This window comes from Bacteroides sp. M10, from assembly GCF_014334015.1.
GTDB classification, from domain to species: domain Bacteria; phylum Bacteroidota; class Bacteroidia; order Bacteroidales; family Bacteroidaceae; genus Bacteroides; species Bacteroides intestinigallinarum.
Genome location: NZ_CP060488.1, coordinates 3251343 through 3269911 on the forward strand (window position 1 = coordinate 3251343; position 18569 = coordinate 3269911).

Consider the following 18569-nt stretch of genomic DNA (forward strand, 5'->3'; position numbering starts at 1 on the left):
ACGACTGACAAGGATTCAAAAAAAGAACGATATGAAAAGATATGAATTATGGCTCGGTAGTTTATTGGTAGTGACAGGTTTCTTAGGGGCGTGTACCAATGTAGCAGAAGACGAGTTTCGGAATAATCAATATCCGATGGAACTAATGGCGGAAAAATCAGCTATGACTTTTACGCGCAGCATCGGGGAGAAGACTGAATGGGATGGGGGAGAAACTGTTTCCCTTTATGATGGTTTCTCACAAAAGCTGTATGAGGTTTCTCAATCAGGCGAAATGAGCGCTAAAAATAATGATCCTCTTTATTGGTATACGACAACGGAAGAAGAAACATTGTTTGCCTGGTATCCTTCTTCGGAAACCTTATTGACAGAATGGACTGTAGCTACTGATCAAACTAATGAAGAGTCATATAAAAACTCGGATTTTCTTTATGCTTATGAGAAAATGAAGTTCCGTAGCGAACGGAAACTTAAATTCCATCATGGAACAGTAAAGTTGATTATCAATGTAAAAGGTGACGGAGATACGGTGTCGGAGGAAGACTTGAAAGATATGGTGTTTACTGTAAGTGCCATAACAAAAGGCACCATGACAGAAGGCAAATTACAGCCTGCGGCGGGAGTTGAAGCGATAGTGATGAAACCTTATAAGTTGGAAGATGCCAGGGAAGGGTATATTTATTCTTTCCAGTTGTTGATGGTTCCACAGGATATGTCCGGTAAGTCATTCTTCAAAGTTACATTGAAAGATGGCAGGAATTTCGGTCATACACCTGGTAATGGAGAGGGGCTATTGGAAGGTGGGCACCAATATACATACAATGTAGGAGTGGGTAAGCCGGGACTGAAAGTGACAATAGAGAAAGATTCTGTTTCGTGGGATGGTGATGATGAAGAAGTGGAAGGAACGGACAAAGAATAATATTCAAAAATTGAAGCGAAGATGAAACAATATAAATTTATGCAAGTAGCCTTGCTGACCATCATGTTGTTCGGTTGGGCTGGTTGTTCTCAAAATGAAGAAGAAGTTCCGGGAAATGTACGGAATGGCATTGTATTAAATGTGACTGATACAGGACTGATTAGCAATGAATCATCTACACGAACGGAAGATACAGGGTTTGTTACCACTTTTACGCAGGGGGATCAAATCGGATTGTTTGCCGTAAAAGATGGAAGCATATTGGATGAAATCAATAATATGCCATTTACGTTCAATGGCTCAAGCTGGTCGGGCAAACCGATATTGTATGACGACCGGTTGGCTGGAGTGACTTTTTATGCATACTATCCTTATCAATCGGAAATGACAGGGAAAACAGATTTAACAGGTGATGATTTTTTTGCTCCTTTAGTGGCTGGCTGGGAATTGACAACAGAACAGAGTGAACAGAAAACGTATGCGAAGCAGGACTTGATGACTTCAAATGCAACTGCGTTGATTGGTGAAAATGGAAACTATACATTGAGTTTTCAGTTGACACATCGTATGAGTCTGCTTGTTGTAAAGTTGCCTTCCACACGGTATATTTTTACGGATGCAGAGGGAGTGGCAATGCCGGAAGAAACTCCTTACATTGCTATGCCGGTTGATGTAGCGTTCTATCTGGACCATGTGGATGAAGGAACGAAAATCTCTCCTTATTATGACGCGAAGAAAGACGAATATCGTTTGTTAAGAAAACCATCTTCGGAGAATCAAATTATCGGTCATTACAATGATAAACAATGTATGTTTGATACGGCTGAAAAGATGAAAGAAGGGAAGTATAAACGTTTTGTTGTCGATGGCGGATATAAAGAGGTGACTCACCATCTGCAGGTAGGCGATTATTATTATGCGGATGGTAGCGTGGTAAGTGGCAATGAAGCGGAACCTGCAAAGGATAATTGTATTGGAATCGTTTGTTGGGTGGGAAATCCAATGCCTTCTGTACTGTATAAAGACGTAGCGGGAACTCCCTATACAGCCAATAATGATGCATTGCTTCGTTCACATCCTAATTGTGTTCATGGATTGGTAATGAGTCTCTATACAGAAACGGGTAAATTTTCTCCTGCTCTTACTCAAAGTATACATGACTGGTTTATGACCACTTCATTTACTTCTTCTTATGTTTCCGTCACCGGATATTATGATGTAAATGAAAATAATAAAAACAAACCGCTTCGCTTTTTGGGATATAATAACTCGGAAGTACTGGATTTGTATTATGAAACATTCAAAACAGATTTTGAATGTTTCCAATATCAGGATGATTGTGAAAGTAACTTTCCGTCTCCGTCTATTACTACAGGTTGGTATGTGCCCTCAAGTGGAGAGCTTATCGCTTTGCAGGATAAAGATAATTCTTTAGAGAGTAGGCTGAATTCTAAGTTGATAAAAGTATCGGATAAAGCAATGGATACATCTGCTACTTATTGGAGCAGTACGGAACGAAATAATAAGAATATGTATATTGTTACTTATTCCAAAACTGCAGGCTCGGCAGGGACTGGCGGTGTTAAGACCAATGTTTATACTTATCGTTTCTTCCTGGGATTCTAATATAAAGATATTCGTATGATAATGAAGAAAGTAATACTTTTGGTTAGTCTGTTGTTAGTAGCCAGTTGTCTTTTAGTCCGGGCACAAGTTTATAAGTTCGACTTTACTTCCGACAAAAAAGTAAAAGAAGGATATACCAAAGTAACATCTGAAACCTTGTTCAATGACGAACAGGGTTTTGGGTATGACTTGCAACCGTCGTGGGATGGAAAAAGCAATCAACCTTTTTTCTTTTCAGTCAATGTTCCAGATGGTAATTATAAAGTGACTGTCACTCTTGGCAGCAAGGATTCAGCAGGGAATACAACAGTACGTGCCGAGTCCCGCCGACTGTTGATTGAGAATCTTCCGACCAGGAAGGGAGAAATGATTGCTGAATCTTTTACCGTCAACAAACGGAATATGAAAATCAGTGAAAGAGAGAAAGTCAAAATCAAGGCGCGCGAAAAGAATAAGTTGAACTGGGATGAAAAACTGACGCTTGAATTTAATGGTGATGCACCTCGTGTAACCTCTTTGGTTATTGAACGTGCCGATAAAGTACCTACTATCTTTCTCTGTGGTAACTCCACCGTAGTGGACTATGATAATGAGCCTTGGGCTGCCTGGGGACAAATGTTTCCGCGTTGGTTTACCGATCAGGTAGCTATTGCCAATTATGCAGAATCCGGAGAATCTGCCAATACTTTTATTGGTGCCGGGCGTTTGAAGAAAGCGTTGACGCAGATGAAGAAGGGTGATTATCTTTTTATGGAGTTTGGGCATAACGATCAGAAACAGAAGGGACCAGGCAAAGGAGCCTTTTATTCTTTCATGTATAATCTGAAGATTTATATTGATGAAGCACGTTCCAGAGGCGCACAGCCTGTATTGGTAACTCCTACCCAGCGTCGTCGTTTTGATAAGAATGGTAAAATAGTAAACACTCATCTTGATTATCCTGATGCGATTCGTTGGTTAGCAGCCAAAGAAAATGTACCTTTGATTGACTTGAACGAAATAAGCCGTACCCTTTATGAAGCAATGGGAGAAGAGGATTCCAAACATGCATTCGTACATTATCCTGCCAATACATATCCGGGACAAACGAAGGAGCTGAAAGATAATTCACATTCCAATACTTTCGGGGCTTATGAGTTGGCCAAATGTATAATTGAAGGAATGAAGACTGCTGATTTGGATGCAGTGAAGCTTTTGAGGAAAGACTATAAAGGATTCGACCCAAAACATCCGGATAAATTTGAGAATTTCAAATGGAATCTTTGTCCGTTTACAGAAATAGAAAAACCGGACGGTAATTGATAACAGAAAGATTACTCCGGCATTTGAGAAATAACGTCAATTAAAAAATATAAAATAGAAGAAGATTATGAAAAGAGTAGTAGCATCAATGGCATTGGCGGTACTTGCAGTAGGAAGCCAGGCACAAATTTTAAAGAATGATCTCTTGAAAGGTTATAAGGATGGTGACATTTTGGAGAAAGTGGTTTATGATGACAAACGGGCTCCTATTAATGTAGACACTTGGTGTGGTGCATTTGTTACCACGCCGGTTGAAGGGGTTATAAGTCCTACTGTTGGAAAGGCTTTGACGTATACGGGGTATAGTGAGGCGGGGCCATCTATCAACTTTGGTTTTCCACAAGGGGTGAAAGGTTCTCGTATCAGTGTATATTCATTGGTAGAATCTGGGAAAGTTTACTCCAAAGGAACTTATTATCTGGCTTGCCTGGTAAACTTTGCTAAAGTTGGTTCGAGTAATCTGGCAGATATCTTGGCTGCGAGTGCCAGTTATGTTGGTGGAGGAAATCGTGGTCAGGTATATGTCAGACGCGAAGGAAATGATAAAATCAAATTTGCTGTAGGCTTGATGAAAGAACGTAATGAGGCTCCTATGGTATATGATTATAATACAACGCATCTACTGGTATTGAAAGTCGATTATAATAAGAATGAGGTTTCTTTATTTATTGATCCTGAATTAAGTCAGAATGAACCGAAAGCCGATGCTGTAGTGGTTGGTGAAGAAGGTGCTTTGAAAGCCGGTCTGAAAGCAATTTCGTTTAGAAATCGCAGTGGTTTTAAAGGAAATATCGGTAATTTCCGCTTTGCAAAAGACTGGGCAGGTGCTATAGGTAAATAAAAGAAGAGCAATCGCAGTATTTATATCATTAAGAAGGGGGAAATTGGATTTACCAGTTTCCCTCTTCTTTTTGTCGAACTCCCATGTCACAGTTTCATATCGGAGATACCTCATTGATTTGTTGCCTTATTGCGGTTCTATATCAGTGTTTTCTTGCAATAAATAGGTTGTTATTTAAAGCTTATATAGAGAAGATGTGAAAAATATAAGATTGATAATCAGAATATGAATACCAGAAGTAAGCCTTGTTTAAAGCTAATTTGTAGAGAATATCAGACTATGGTAAAGGGTACAATCATATCTTGTACATACAAGAAAGTCCCCCAAACTGTCGCCGGGGGACTTTCATTTACTAACCTTCAAACAAATTTATAAATAGTATTATGTTGCTTAATTATATCCTTTGTTCTGTTCGTACAATCCTTCTTTTACCTTCATTTGTGAATCCGGTATTGGATAGATGTATGAGTCTTTGGTAACCAGTTTGTATAATTCGTACGTTTCCGGCTTACTAATGACACCGTTTTCATCCGAACCGTAAAATTTGAACATTTCCTGTAAGACCTCTACGTATCGGTTCTGGCGTACAAGATCATGCCAGCGAATACCTTCGGATGCCAGTTCCAGGCGGCGCTCCATATCTACTATTTCTGCAAACTTTTCGGGAGTGACACTGCTTGGGATTGTTGAAACTCCGGCACGTTCCTGAATAAGCTTGACAAGTGATATGGCTTTGTCAGTGGGGCCAACTATCTCTGCATACATAAGCATCACGTCTTCTAACCGGATTAGCGGATAATTGATCGGAAAATAAGTACGATCGGCAATTTGGTCATCGATGTCTTCAAATCCTAAAAGTTTACGTTTCATTTTATGCTCAAAGAATTTTTGGAAGAATTCTCCACCTGTATAAGGAACTCCGTCATCATCTACGAAATCATCGGTGTTAATGGTGCTTGGACAACGTTTGTCCAAAGAAACTCCCTCTGTGTCGGTTACTTTGAAACGACCGGCTAATCTGGCTTCGCACCAGATCCTATTACCGGACATTTGTATTTTTGTATAAGAGTCGTTGACTGCCGGAACAGAGTTGAAGACCATTGGATTGCCATAGTTTTTTGCTGCAATATATTGGATCTCAAAAATATGATATTTGTTGTCATTCTCGCTAATCCATATTTTCTTCCATTCATCGGCGGTACTTGCCCAGTATTTGTTGTTGGCGAAAGCATAATCGATCACTTCGCTGAATAGTTGTTCAGCTAATGCTTTTTTTGACTCGTCTTGTATAGGGTAACCGGCCATTGTCAGGTAGACACGTCCTAATAGAGCTTTTGCAGCAGTTAAAGTTGCACGTCCGGCTGAAGCACTGTTTCCCTGATAGTTTAACGGAGTGTCTACCAGCTTTTTTACAGCGTCTTCCAAGTCGGGAACAATCGCTGTTTCATACGTTTCTACAGGTTCGGATTGCTTGATAGCCATTGCTTCATTCACAGACACTGGTTCTAGTACGATGGGGATTCGGCCGAAATAGCGTACCAAATCAAAGTAAGCCAGTGCTCTCAAAAATTTAGCTTCACCGATGAACTGGTTTTTGATAGTTTCCGAGGAGAAGGTTACTCCGTCTGTTTTACTAAGAAACATATTGGCGCGTGCAACAATCTCATATAAATCATTCCAGGCTCCCGAAAGGGTACTGATGGTAGATATGTTCGGGTTGAAGGTCCCTATGTCAATATAATCACGTTGTTTGTCGGTCGTTTTATCTACCCAGGCATTATCAGATCGTACTTCGGACATTAACCAGGAATAATCTGATATAGGGAGCAGACCATTATAGATGCCGATCAAGGCTTGTTCCATTTCACTGGGCGTGGAATAAAAATAGTCTGTAGTCCGTGTATCGTTAGGCTCTACTTCCAGCCAACTTTCACAAGAGGACAGTGATAATGTCAAAGCTAATCCTCCGCTTATAAGATATTTATATAGTTTCATGGTTTCTTTCTTTTTTGATTTAGAATGTAACATTAACTCCTAAAGTAATCACTCTGGCTTGTGGATATGAACCGTAATCATAATCCCCCGTTGAACCGCCATTATTGGCTTCCGGTGAGAAACCGCCGTCATATTTATCCCACATCAGGAGATTTTCCCCAGATAAATAAACTCTTGCATTTTGTACGAATTTCTTTTTAAGTGGAAGACGATATCCTAATGTTACGTTTTTGATTTTAATAAAATCTGTGCTGTATAGCCAACGGCTGTCATAGAATTGGCCTGTATTGGCATTGTCGATCCCCGGAGTTTTACCGTCGCCCGGTTCTGCTTCTGATTTCCACATATTTTTCCAGTGAGAGAGCACGTTACCGTTAGCTCCCATACCCGGACGGTCCATTGCACGTCCTAATACTCCGTAGATATGTCCCCCAGTTTGTGCTGTAACCAGGACAGATAAATCAAAGTTTTTATACTTGAAAGTATTTGTTATACCGAAAGTATAATCCGGGTCAGGTTTCCCCATTAAGGTACGGTCACTATCACTGATAATTCCGTCACCGTTGGCATCCCGATAGCGTACGTCACCTACTTTCGTATTCTGCATCACAGGGTATTTTTGTAAATCTGCCTGTGTCTGATAGACTCCGACTGCATCGTACATATAGAAAGATCTTAAGGGTTGACCTACCATAAATACCTGCGTGGTACTGTCATACCCTGTAAATACAGTGCTATTATCATCTCCCAAGCTAAGGACTTTATTTTGATTATAAGAAACGTTCAGAGAAGTACTCCATTTCAATTTTCCTGTGAGGTTTTGCGTAGTTACTTCCAATTCAAAACCTTTGTTACGGATAGAACCGATATTTCCCCATGCTTTGGTGAAGCCAAGTAATGCGGGAACAGTCACCTGATATAGCAGGTCTTTGGTTGTTTTCACATAATAATCGGCAGAAATGAAAATACGATTGTTGAACAATCCCATGTCGAAGGCAACGTTCCAGCTTTCGGTCTTTTCCCAGCCGAGGTCGGGGTTAGCGAGCGATGTAGGAGCAAAACCATTGATGATTGTTCCGGATGAGTAATTGGCGCTGCTTAATTTGGCAAGAGCTGTATTTGTCGGTATAGAATTGTTTCCGTTTGCTCCCCAGCTGGCACGCAGTTTCAATGAGTTCATAACGAAGTCTTTCGGCCAGAATTTTTCGTTTGAAATACGGTAAGCGGCAGAAACGGCCGGGAACACCCCCCAACGATTTGCTTTACCGAAGCGGGAAGAACCATCGCGGCGGATGCTTGCAGTCAGCAGATAGCGGTCATCATATTCGTATTGTAAACGCCCGAAATAAGACATCAGGCGGGAAGGAGTGGAAACAGAGGCTGCTGCAGCTGTTAATACAACGTCCGCCATATCGAATACTTCCAGAGAATTATCGGGGAATTGGGTTGCACTTAGTCTGCTGGAAGAACCGCCGGAACTTTCCATTGAGTAACCAGCCATTGCACCGACAGTATGTTTGCCGATTGTTTTATCATAATGCAGAATCGTTTGAAGAAGAAATTTATTACTGCGTGATTCAGAACGGCTTGCAGTTGTTTTGTAGCCTTCGCTATCTGTACGATATTTGGTTACACTACTTGGAATGAATGAACGGGATTGAGTGCTGCTGAAGTTATATGAACCGGTGACTTCAGCTTTGAGACCGTTCCATATATCCGCTTTTACATAGGCTGCTGAATTGAGCCGGACGCTTTCGCCATGGTTTGTCACTTCTTCCATGTAAGCAATCGGGCTTATTTTGCTGAAGCTTGTCCAACGATAATAGCCGCGTGAGCCGGATCCTGTATAGATGCCATCCTCCGGTTCTGCGAGCGGAGCCATAGTCAGCACGTTTGTAGCCTGACGGTCTTTACCGTCTACACGTCCACCATCGCTCCAGTTGGCTGATGGTGCAAGGTTTACTCCGACAGTAATCCGGTTGAATATCTTGGATTCCACATTGGCACGGAAATTCAAACGTTTATAGTTGCTTTCAATAGCGATACCCTGTTGATCTGTGTATCCCATTGATACGCGATATTTGGTGTTACCACGCCCGCTTGAAAGAGACAACTGATAATTCTGTATTGGAGCCAGGCGGAAAAATTCGTCCTGCCAATCAATCAATTGCAAATTACCGTAACCCGGTTCTGTCCAGCGGGGGTCATTCAGGAAATAATAACTTTCCTTTCCACCGATCATTGCCAGGCGGGTGGCGTAATCATCCTCAATCGTTGCCCCTTTGCTTCCATATTGAGAAATATATCTGTTATTATTATATGCTGTACGAAATTCAATCCATTCTTCCGGGGATAATACATCTACTTTTCTTTCCAATGACTGAATACCAAAAGATGCCTGGAATTGTACCCTGACTTTTTCATCTGCACCGGCTTGTTTGGTAGTAATCAAAACAACGCCATTGGCACCACGGGAACCGTAGATGGCTGATGAGGAAGCATCCTTCAATACTTCAATAGACTGTATGTCTCCGGGGTTAAGACTGCCAAGATCATCGACAGGAATACCGTCCACTACATATAAAGGAGTGGCGTCCGCATTAATAGAGGCGGCTCCACGTACGCGAATCTGTAATTCGGAACCCGGTTCACCGGTAGTACTGCGAACTTCTACACCTGCCAGTTGTCCTTGCAGGGAAGAGGCAATATTGGTTGTAGCCCGGTCTTCCAGCTTTTCAGCATTTACTTTGGCAATGGCTCCGGTCACATTTCCTTTCTTAGCACTACCGTAACCGATAGCTACAACCTCATCCAAAGCGATAGCAGACTCTGACAGTTTTATTTGGAGGATTTTATCGGTGATAGTTACTGTTTGAGTATTATATCCGATAAAGGACACTTCCAGCAGTTTGGCACTTTTGGGAGCCGAGAGTACGAATTTACCGTCTAAATCAGTAATCGTTCCTTTGGCAGTTCCTTTCACTGTGACGTTTGCACCGATAATCGGTTCATCTTTCTCATCTACGACTACACCTGTCACCGTTCGGGTTTGTGCGAACGACAGGGTAGATTGTACTACGAACAGAGTCATTAGAAGGAGATATTGAATCCTCCTCCCCAGACTGCCATTTCCATGCAAAATGTTTTTCATGTTGATATATCTAAGTGATTAAATTAGTAAATAATAGAAGATGCGGACACGGTTTGCCGTTTGCCTGACTTCCTCTGCAAAGGAAGCGTATTAGAAGAAATTACGCTCAAATATTCGTACGGAAAAGATGTAATTTCATACTAATCGCTAAAAAACACGTTTGGTATTTGTACGCGATCCCCTATGAAAGTACAAATATAGCCTTTTCAACGGACTGCTTTTATCTGTTCGTACATCTGTTTGCCCAAATATTCAGCCGAATTTTGGTTAAAATGCAAACGGTCACCCATTAGTTCCGCATCCGACATATCTATCAGATAGGCATTCTTGTCTTCCTTGGCAAAACGTTTCATGGCGGCTTCCACTTCGCTGCCATATTGTTTGTTCTTTTTAGCCACCGTACCGAAAATAAAAGGAAGGTTGGAGTAATCTTTTCCTGTTTTTGCACTTAGGTGATTACGCACATAGGTGACTACCGCTTTCAGGTTCTCGTAATATTTGTCTCCGTAAGCATGGTCACTTTCTCCCTGATGCCATAGGAATGCGTCAATTTGATAACCGTTTTTCAATTTGGATAATGTGTTGTCAATGCAACCGTCGATATCATTGATGAAAGACAGGAGTAATGAACGTCCTTTCTCACTGGTCGATGCGTTGTTTGCCAACCATTCCGGGTTCGCTGACCAGTGGACAGATTTATCCGAAGTGGTGGAAGGCTCTATGGAGGTTCCGCCGATTGCCCATTTGATAACATAGAACGGTTCCTGCCACAGCTGTTCCAACCAATAGTAGGTGACAGCATCGTATCCCCAGGTATTGGGTTTGGCCCTTCTTTTGCTTTTAGGCCAGAAGGGACGGAATTTACCGTCTGTACGGTTTTGGGCTATTTTGCAATACTTGTAGGCTCCTGCAGTAAAAGCCGTATCTGTTGCCATTGTTTTGATATAGTCTGGTAAACGGTCGTTAGGTACGCGTCCGTCGGTATTCGATTGTCCGGCGGTGATAATTACATGGGCAGGTTCGTTGTTGCCTGCCATACAGTTGCAACTGAATGCAAGTATAAAAAGGATCAATAAATTTTTCATGATAGAACAATGTTTTATGATTTTATAAATTATTGAGATAATAAAAAGTCCTCCTCACGTTTATAATCGTTCGGGAGGACTTCTTATCAAACTAACAATCGTGTGAGAAAGCTAATACCTGTTGAAAACTATTTATTTGATTGTTTCGAGAAATTCTACTTCAATGATTCTTAACTGGTTTTTGCTACTGCTCTTTTCCAGTTCCATTTTATTGGCAGCTTTGGCTTCTACTTCAATGATCTGTCCGAAAGCATCCTTGTCACTGGTATTTCCTTTCAGGCGAATGGTTATAGTGTTGGCACGTACCGGTTTTTCTACATTGAGATGAATATACCCCAGACTCTTATCTGTATTTCCGTTCCAAATCAGGGTGTTTCCGGCATATACTTCCAATGGATAACTGCGTGAACGCCACCCTTGCAATTTGATACATATATCGTCTATTTCGGCCTCTCTCTCCAGTGTATAAGTAACCCAGGCAGTGCTCAACTTACCGTCATTTTTCCATTCCGTCAGTTCGATATCATCATAACTCTTTTCAGCATCGCTGTTATTGGAACCGGCTTTTGCTGAAACGATGCGTACACCTTTTTTGCTATCTTGGTAAGAAGGGGTAGAAGGAGTCTCACCCCTGTCCAGTTGTCCTTTTAAAGTCTCCTGCGGGAGATAAGTGCTCAAGCCTTCAGTTACTTTTACAGGTACTGTTTCCAATGTGAGTGTGGCGGCAGGTAATCCTTTAGCCTGTGCTGTCAGAGTTACTTTTCCGGCAGTGGTTGTGCTGCGGATCAGTGCACGGTTGATGCCACATTCTACCGGAAGTTTTGTATCAAGGATATGATTGTTTTCACCTTGGGCAATCCCTCCACGCCATTCTGCTTGACCGTTAAGCGTGAATTGAACCGTACGATTATCCAACGGGCAACGTTTTCCGTCTTTATCTACAACTTCCACCTGTATTAAAGCCATGTCTGCACCGTCTGCATGGAATCCTTCGGGATTTTGAATAGCGGTAAGTTTCAGTTTGGCTGGTTCACCGGCTGTATGTATAGCGTAGCGGCTGATTTCTTTTCCTGTTTGATTATAGCTGACTGCTTCCAGTTTACCCGATTTGAATGTTACGTTGTCAAAAGTAAAGAGGAAATTGTATTGGCGTTTGCCTTTACCCAGAGATTTACCATTCAGGAAAAGTTCCACCTCTTCCCCGGTAGATACCACATGTATGGGTTTTACTGTATTTTCAGGATAATTCCAGTGTCCGATAATGTAGGTCTGGTCTTCTTCCGTATCTACCCATCCGTTCCACATCACCTGATGTGCATAGAAGGCGTCTTTCTCAATACGCATAGCATCTGTCACTCCACTTCTGCGATAGTTTTCCGCTCCCCGGTAATGGGTATTGGTGTCAGAGAAGATAATTTTAGTGCCGCCGGAGCTGACCCTGTTACCTGTTCCGGGACGCTCACGCCAATAATCATACCAGCGGGCTATCATGGTAATGGCAAGTTCATCTTGGTTACGGTTATAATCAGTGGCCGGTTTACCTTTATAGAGCGGACCGTCACCCTCCTTATGGAAAGGATAACTGTATTCATCCCAATATTTTCTTAAACCTTCGTCGCGGCAATATTCGGTAGCCCACATCGGATGATGCTCACTTCGGTTGATATACAGCATTTCGCCGCCGTATTCCGCTTCACGAATATCCAACATTTCACGTGAACCGATAGCACGTCCGCCAAACGGGTCATATTTGTCACGAACAGCTTTCATCTCTATCATATGTTCACGGCTGATAGCTTTGTTGCCACATTCGTAGAACAAGATACTCGGGTTGTTACGGTTATAAATGATTGCATCGCGCATCAGTTCCACCCGTTGCTCCCATTGGCGTCCTTCACGGTCTTTTTCTGCATCTCCGGCAGGCATTGCCTGTATCAGACCTACACGGTCGCAAGATTCTACATCTTGTTTCCATGGAGTGACGTGCATCCAACGAACCAGGTTTGCATTTCCTTTTACCATCAGACCATTAGAGAAGTCGCTCAACCAGGCTGGTACGGACAGACCCACTGCAGGCCATTCATTACTGGTACGTTGCGCATATCCCTTCATTTGGATAACACGGTCGTTCAATTCTATTTTTCCTTCAGTAAAGCGTGTTTTACGGAATCCGGTGCGGGTACTGACTTCATCGAATATCTGATTGCTGTCATCTTTCAAGGCAGTTTTTACCGTATACAGGTAACCATATCCCCAACTCCAGAAATGAAGATTATTGATAATGGCGGATGCCTTTACCGTTTTAGTCTCTCCTGCTTTTAAAGTCACTTTATCACCTTGGAAAGTCTTCAATCGTTTGCCATCGGCATCAAGTACAGTCACTTGATAACTGAACTGGCGGGGAGATTTACTGTCGTTTCTGACTTCTGATTCGGCATGAATGGTTGCTTTACGCCCTTTTATATCAAAATCTTTGGCGTACACATAGACACCTGTTGTTTTCAGGTTACTGTATAAGGGAAGAGTTTGATATACATTATCGGTAACGTACAGAAACACATTTTTGGGGATACCGCCATAGTTAGCATTGAAATTGCGGTCGTTCCACTGAAATTTGGAGTTGGTTCCCTCTTCTCTGTACATCCAGTTGTTATCGGTGCGAACGGCAATTACGTTTTCACCCTCCTTCATATATGGAGTCAGGTCGAATCCCACTGCCATTACGCCATTTTCGTGTCTGCCCAGATTATGACCGTTGAGATAGAAGTCTCCACGTTGACGTACTCCTTCGAACTCGATAAATACTTTCTGGTTACTTTTCAGTTCCGGAATCCGGAAACTTTTGCGATACCACACCACTGTATCTGTCAATTGTTCGATGGAGAGTTTAAATGCTTCATCTTCATTGAAAGCATGAGGCAAAGTTACTTGCTTCCATTCACTGTCGTTGAATTTAGTGTCTTTGGCTTTAGGAAAGTCTCCTATTTGCAGCTTCCATTCACTGTTGAAGTTGTATTTTTTGCGTTCGGATGCCTGTCCGTCGATAACAGACAGGGTAGTCAGCAGAAATACGAAAAGGAATAATTTGTGTTTCATGATAATCAATTAAATTGTTCTGCTGCAAAGAAAGTGTATTGAAAGAAGATACACCCGGTATTAAAGTACGGAAATAATGTAATTTTTATCTTTTGATGGAAAAGTGTGACTGATGTTTGTACATAATTTCAGATAATAGTACACATAATCCCATTGGCAGAGAGAATGTGTACTATTATCAGTCAGTTATCATGTATTCTGTTTAAGCATTCGTTTCTCCTTTTTCTTCAGCGGGCTGCTCCGTGTTTCCTGCTGTGGTATTGGAGGTCGGAGCTTTTCCACCGTTCTTTTGATAAACAGAGGGTGCTATTCCGAATTGATTCTTGAAACACTTGCTGAAATAATAGGGGTCGTTGATACCCACTTTATATGAAATTTCAGCAACGGTCAGATCTTCGGTCAACAATAATTCCGCAGCTTTCTTCAAGCGAATGACACGCAGGTATTCATTTGGAGAATATCCGGTGACGCCACGTACTTTTTTATAAAACACGGTACGTCCCAATCCCATGAGGTTGGCATAGTCATCTACAGAGAATTCCGTTTCCACCATGTGCTCGTTCAGCATCTCGTTCAGTTTTGCAAGGAATTTGCTGTCTTTGTTGTTCGTACAGATAGCCGCATGAACAATTCCCGGTTCATTGGAGAATTTTTCCCGCAACTTGTCACGTTGTTCTATCAGTTTGGAAATTCTGGCCAGTAATAAAGAAATACTGAATGGTTTGGTGATATAAGCATCCGCACCGGATTCGATACCTTCCAGATATTTTTCTTCCATATTGAGAGCGGTCAGCAGAATAATGGGGATATGGCTGGTGGCAAACTCGTTCTTCAGCTTCTTGGTCACCTCAAATCCTGTCATGCCCGGCATTAACACGTCACAGATAATAAGGTCCGCATCATAAGTCTGTGCACGTTCGAATCCGCTGATACCATCCGCTTCTGCTACTACTTCGAAATAATGGCCGATTTCCTCTTTCAGAAATTCGCGGACATCATTATCATCTTCGATAATCAAGACTTTCCGTTTGTTCAACGGTACGGACGGTGCCTCCGGTTCGTCCGTTTTTTCATCTGTAACAAATTCCTTATGGCGTTGCTCTTCTTCCTCAATCAATAACTGGTTGGGAACAAGGAAATCCTTTTCTTCATAAACACTGGCATCGGTTGGCAGTTCGACGGTGAAGATTGAACCGCCTCCTTCATTCTCATTATAAGAAATTGTTCCTTTGTGCATGTTGACCAAGCCATAGGTAAGATGTAGCCCTACGCCTACGCTGCTGTGTGAGAAGCTGCTTTGCATAAAGCGCTTGAACAGTTCGGCACGTTTCTCTTTCGGAATGCCCAATCCCGTATCGATCACCTGTATACAGAGTTGTTTCTTCTGTTCCTGTATATCTACTTTGAATATAATCTTTCCGTTGGAAGGAGTATATTTGAAGGCATTGGAGAGCAGGTTATAGACTACTTTGTCGAGATTTCCCTTATCCACAGGCATTTTGTAAGAGTTTAGCGAAGGTTCGAAACGGAAATCCATGTTTTTGGATTCACTCACGTCCTTGAAACTAAGGAATATCTCATAGCAGAAAGCAATGACATCTGTTTCTTCCAGAGAGAGGGCGAGTTTGTTTTTCTGCATTTTCCGGAATTCCAACAACTGATTGATAAGTCTCAACATTCGCTTCGTACTCTTGTCCATGATCTTCAGGGAGTGTTGCATATCTTTGGAATGATTCCCCATATTGACGATTCTCTCCAAAGCACCTTGAATCAGTGTCAGCGGAGTGCGGAATTCGTGGGAAATATTGGTGAAAAATTCCAGCTTATATTCCGTCAACTGGTTTTCAACGGCGATACGGTTACGCAAAGCATTGAAATTTCTGATAATGCGGAAACTGAAATAACCTGCTATAGCAATTAGAATGGCATAAATCAGATAAGCCCAGCCGGTTTTCCAAAAAGGCGGAGCTATTATGATTTCCATCACGTTTTCTTCTCCCCAGATACCGGCAGCGTTACAAGCTTTCACATGAAGTTCATATTTACCCGGAGGTAGATTCCGGTAAGTGGCAAAGTTGAGGTTAGAGGGCGAACTCCATTCCGTGTCGTATGGAGGGAGGCTATAAGAGTATTTGGATACACCATCCAGGTAATTGAAAGTAGAGAAAGAAATCGTGAATGAACTCTGATAGTATTTCAGGTTCAGTTCGCCAATATAGGGTATGGCTTCCTGTAAAGGCGAGTCTTCCACTCCCGGGAGCATGTGTGCGCCATTGATCTGAAGTCCGGTGAAGATGACGGAAGCAGGTTTATCTAGATTTTCTATCTTGTTGGCATCCAGTACTACCAGTCCATAATTTGTACCAAACAGCAATTTTCCGTCGTTGCTGACGCAAGCGGTGTTTTCACTGTATACATTTCCTAAAGTATAAGAAGAGAAAAAGTAATTCTCTATTTGTCGGGTACCCGGGGTGAAACGGGAAATTCCGTATTCGGTTGCGATCCACATTTTGTTGTCCTTATCTTGAATGATGGACTGCACAACTGCATTGGACAATCCGTCTTTTATGTCATAGCAATCGAAAGTGAGGTGTTCATAATTGTCTCCCGGATGGCAAACTGCAAATCCTGCTCCGGCTGTACCAATCCACATATTGCCTTCATCATCGTTCATCAAACACCGTATCTCGTTACTGGGGAATGTGCCGTTGGCATGATTGTAAATCACGTAATTCTTGGGTGATGCAATCAGTGAATCCGGATGGAAGATATAGATACCATTGTTGGTGCCTACCCACATTTGTCCGTTTTTGTCTTCTTCGATGACGCGTATGCGCTTTTCACTGTAGTTGTCTTGTAAGAAGTGTTTAAACTGGTAGCCGTCGGCCGTTTTTACTGCTAAGTTTAATCCTCCACCGAAAGTACCTAACCACATACGTCCTTTCCTGTCCCGATAGATAGAATAAACCTGGTCGTTGGAAAGAGAGTTAGGGTTCTTGGCGTCATTCTTATACCATTGGTTGGCACCGATGCGAAGGCCAAGTCCTCTCATTCCCAGCCATAAGTTTCCCTCCGAATCTTCATTCATGCTATACACGTTATGGGTGAAATCTTCTTGCCGGAGTACTTTGGTCAGGGCAGAGTTGTATTCGTAAAGGCTGCCCATGCGGTTGGCCATATAGATATGTCCGTTTTGAGTTTGGAAGAGCATACGAATGGTATTCGAGCGGTCGGAACTATTTTCACCGCTGGGGTGAAGGCGTTGTGTCCCTTTATTCAGAATTTCCAGGTGGGATAATCCCGAGAATTCGGAACTTACCCAGATGCCTCCGGAACGGTCTTCCATTACAAACTGAAGATAGTTGGAGTTGATATGGCTGGATTGATTGACTTCGAATGTGAAGTGCTGTAAATTACCTGTCGATAGTTCGTAAGCGTAAAGTCCGTTCCCATAAGTCGATATCCAGAGAATGTCCCGTGAGTCGTGTACGATGCTGTAACGTTCCACATCAATGTAACCGATATGTTTGGAGGAAAGAAATTGGAAAGGCTTGATTTTACCGGTGGTTATGTTTACATACCATAAGTCGCCGGTATAGTTGTGTACCCATACATTTTTCTTATTGTCTCTGGTGACTGCACCGTTCTTGATGTTCAATTCTGTGTAACGGCTTAGTTTTCCGGTCGGGATATCCAATATGTAGCTGCCGTTGGCAGTGAACAATACCCATTTATCTTGCAAAAGGAAGTTGCCTGTAACACGGCTCGTATCATCAAAACTTTCAGCTAGCGATGCAACTTTCTCCAATTTATCTGCAGAATAGGTGTGGCGATAGATTTCATTTTTATCAGTAATGATACAGGTATATTTATCATAAGAGATGATGTGCTCCCAACTCTGCTGATGCGGGTCGAGATTGTTTGTTTTACCATTTTGATACTTTAATAATCCTTTATTCGTACCAATCCAGATTTCTCCTTTCGCACTTTCCAGAACAAATTGCACCTTATCGGAAGGCAGATTGCCAGATTTTTCTTTATACGTCTGTGATGAAAACTTTCCGTCACGATAAACGACTCTACGACAACCGTTCTGGTTATGCCATAACCAGATAGAGTTGTCGGAAACGATGATGAACTTGGAATAGTTTTCCTTGTACTCCCCGTTTCCCGTGAAATCCACGAAGCAGCCGTGCCGCAAATCATAACAACTGATGAAAGAAGAAATAGTGGAGATCCACATAAAACCATTCGGATCTTCTTCCATGCTCCGGATGCGGGAGTCGGCCAATGAGAGCGGGTTGTTTATATCCGGATAGATATTGACGAAAGAATTGCCGTCATAATAACTTAATCCGTTGAGAGTTCCCAACCAGATAAATCCTTTACTGTCCTGCATCATATAACGGGTCGAATTATTTGCTAATCCATCTCCGGTAGTCAGCTTATTGGATCGAATTTCAATGGAAGCCGACAGTGGATAGAGATAAAGAAATAAAAGCGAGAATATAAGGTATGTATTCTTCTTCATAGTGGATTTATATGTGTTAT

9 protein-coding genes are annotated in these 18569 nt (G+C 42.1%); 4 read left to right on the forward strand and 5 right to left on the reverse strand.

Going from position 1 to position 18569, the window contains the following annotated elements:
* Nucleotides 1–31 precede the first annotated feature (31 nt).
* From H8796_RS11430 to H8796_RS11445, 4 genes are all read left to right on the forward strand, one after another.
* Complete coding sequence (locus tag H8796_RS11430; protein ID WP_117937037.1) at nucleotides 32–922, forward strand: fimbrillin family protein; 891 nt, start codon at nucleotides 32–34, stop codon at nucleotides 920–922.
* Nucleotides 923–943: 21 nt separating this feature from the next.
* Nucleotides 944–2548, forward strand: a complete 1605-nt coding sequence (locus H8796_RS11435) for a fimbrillin family protein (protein ID WP_117937038.1) — start codon at nucleotides 944–946, stop codon at nucleotides 2546–2548.
* A 21-nt stretch (nucleotides 2549–2569) separates the two neighbouring features.
* Entirely contained in the window at nucleotides 2570–3850 is a 1281-nt protein-coding gene (locus H8796_RS11440; protein WP_187343979.1) for a rhamnogalacturonan acetylesterase, read from the forward strand.
* Between the two features lie 67 nt (nucleotides 3851–3917).
* Complete coding sequence (locus tag H8796_RS11445) at nucleotides 3918–4691, forward strand: hypothetical protein (RefSeq protein ID WP_117937040.1); 774 nt, start codon at nucleotides 3918–3920, stop codon at nucleotides 4689–4691.
* Between the two features lie 390 nt (nucleotides 4692–5081).
* Here the strand turns inward: H8796_RS11445 and H8796_RS11450 are convergent, their stop codons facing one another.
* From H8796_RS11450 to H8796_RS11470, 5 genes are all read right to left on the reverse strand, one after another.
* Nucleotides 5082–6686, reverse strand: coding sequence for a RagB/SusD family nutrient uptake outer membrane protein (locus H8796_RS11450; protein ID WP_117937041.1), 1605 nt, complete (start codon nucleotides 6684–6686; stop codon nucleotides 5082–5084).
* A 19-nt stretch (nucleotides 6687–6705) separates the two neighbouring features.
* Nucleotides 6706–9837: a TonB-dependent receptor gene (locus H8796_RS11455; protein ID WP_117937043.1), complete on the reverse strand. Its 3132-nt coding sequence runs from the start codon at nucleotides 9835–9837 to the stop codon at nucleotides 6706–6708.
* A 206-nt stretch (nucleotides 9838–10043) separates the two neighbouring features.
* On the reverse strand, nucleotides 10044–10922 hold the full coding sequence (locus H8796_RS11460; protein WP_117937045.1) for a sialate O-acetylesterase: 879 nt from the start codon (nucleotides 10920–10922) through the stop codon (nucleotides 10044–10046).
* 132 nt (nucleotides 10923–11054) lie between these two features.
* Nucleotides 11055–14018, reverse strand: a complete 2964-nt coding sequence (locus H8796_RS11465; protein WP_117937047.1) for a glycoside hydrolase family 2 protein — start codon at nucleotides 14016–14018, stop codon at nucleotides 11055–11057.
* 202 nt (nucleotides 14019–14220) lie between these two features.
* A complete protein-coding gene (locus H8796_RS11470; RefSeq protein ID WP_117937087.1) occupies nucleotides 14221–18549 on the reverse strand; it encodes a two-component regulator propeller domain-containing protein in 4329 nt (1442 codons plus the stop codon).
* Nucleotides 18550–18569 lie beyond the last annotated feature (20 nt).

Excerpts from the sequence above, each read along its gene's own strand:
- H8796_RS11430 (WP_117937037.1), top strand. The coding sequence starts at position 32 with ATGAAAAGATATGAATTATGGCTCGGTAGTTTATTGGTAGTGACAGGT.
- H8796_RS11435 (WP_117937038.1), top strand. The coding sequence starts at position 944 with ATGAAACAATATAAATTTATGCAAGTAGCCTTGCTGACCATCATGTTG.
- H8796_RS11440 (WP_187343979.1), top strand. The coding sequence starts at position 2,570 with ATGAAGAAAGTAATACTTTTGGTTAGTCTGTTGTTAGTAGCCAGTTGT.
- H8796_RS11445 (WP_117937040.1), top strand. The coding sequence starts at position 3,918 with ATGAAAAGAGTAGTAGCATCAATGGCATTGGCGGTACTTGCAGTAGGA.
- H8796_RS11450 (WP_117937041.1), bottom strand. The coding sequence starts at position 6,686 with ATGAAACTATATAAATATCTTATAAGCGGAGGATTAGCTTTGACATTA.
- H8796_RS11455 (WP_117937043.1), bottom strand. The coding sequence starts at position 9,837 with ATGAAAAACATTTTGCATGGAAATGGCAGTCTGGGGAGGAGGATTCAA.
- H8796_RS11460 (WP_117937045.1), bottom strand. The coding sequence starts at position 10,922 with ATGAAAAATTTATTGATCCTTTTTATACTTGCATTCAGTTGCAACTGT.
- H8796_RS11465 (WP_117937047.1), bottom strand. The coding sequence starts at position 14,018 with ATGAAACACAAATTATTCCTTTTCGTATTTCTGCTGACTACCCTGTCT.
- H8796_RS11470 (WP_117937087.1), bottom strand. The coding sequence starts at position 18,549 with ATGAAGAAGAATACATACCTTATATTCTCGCTTTTATTTCTTTATCTC.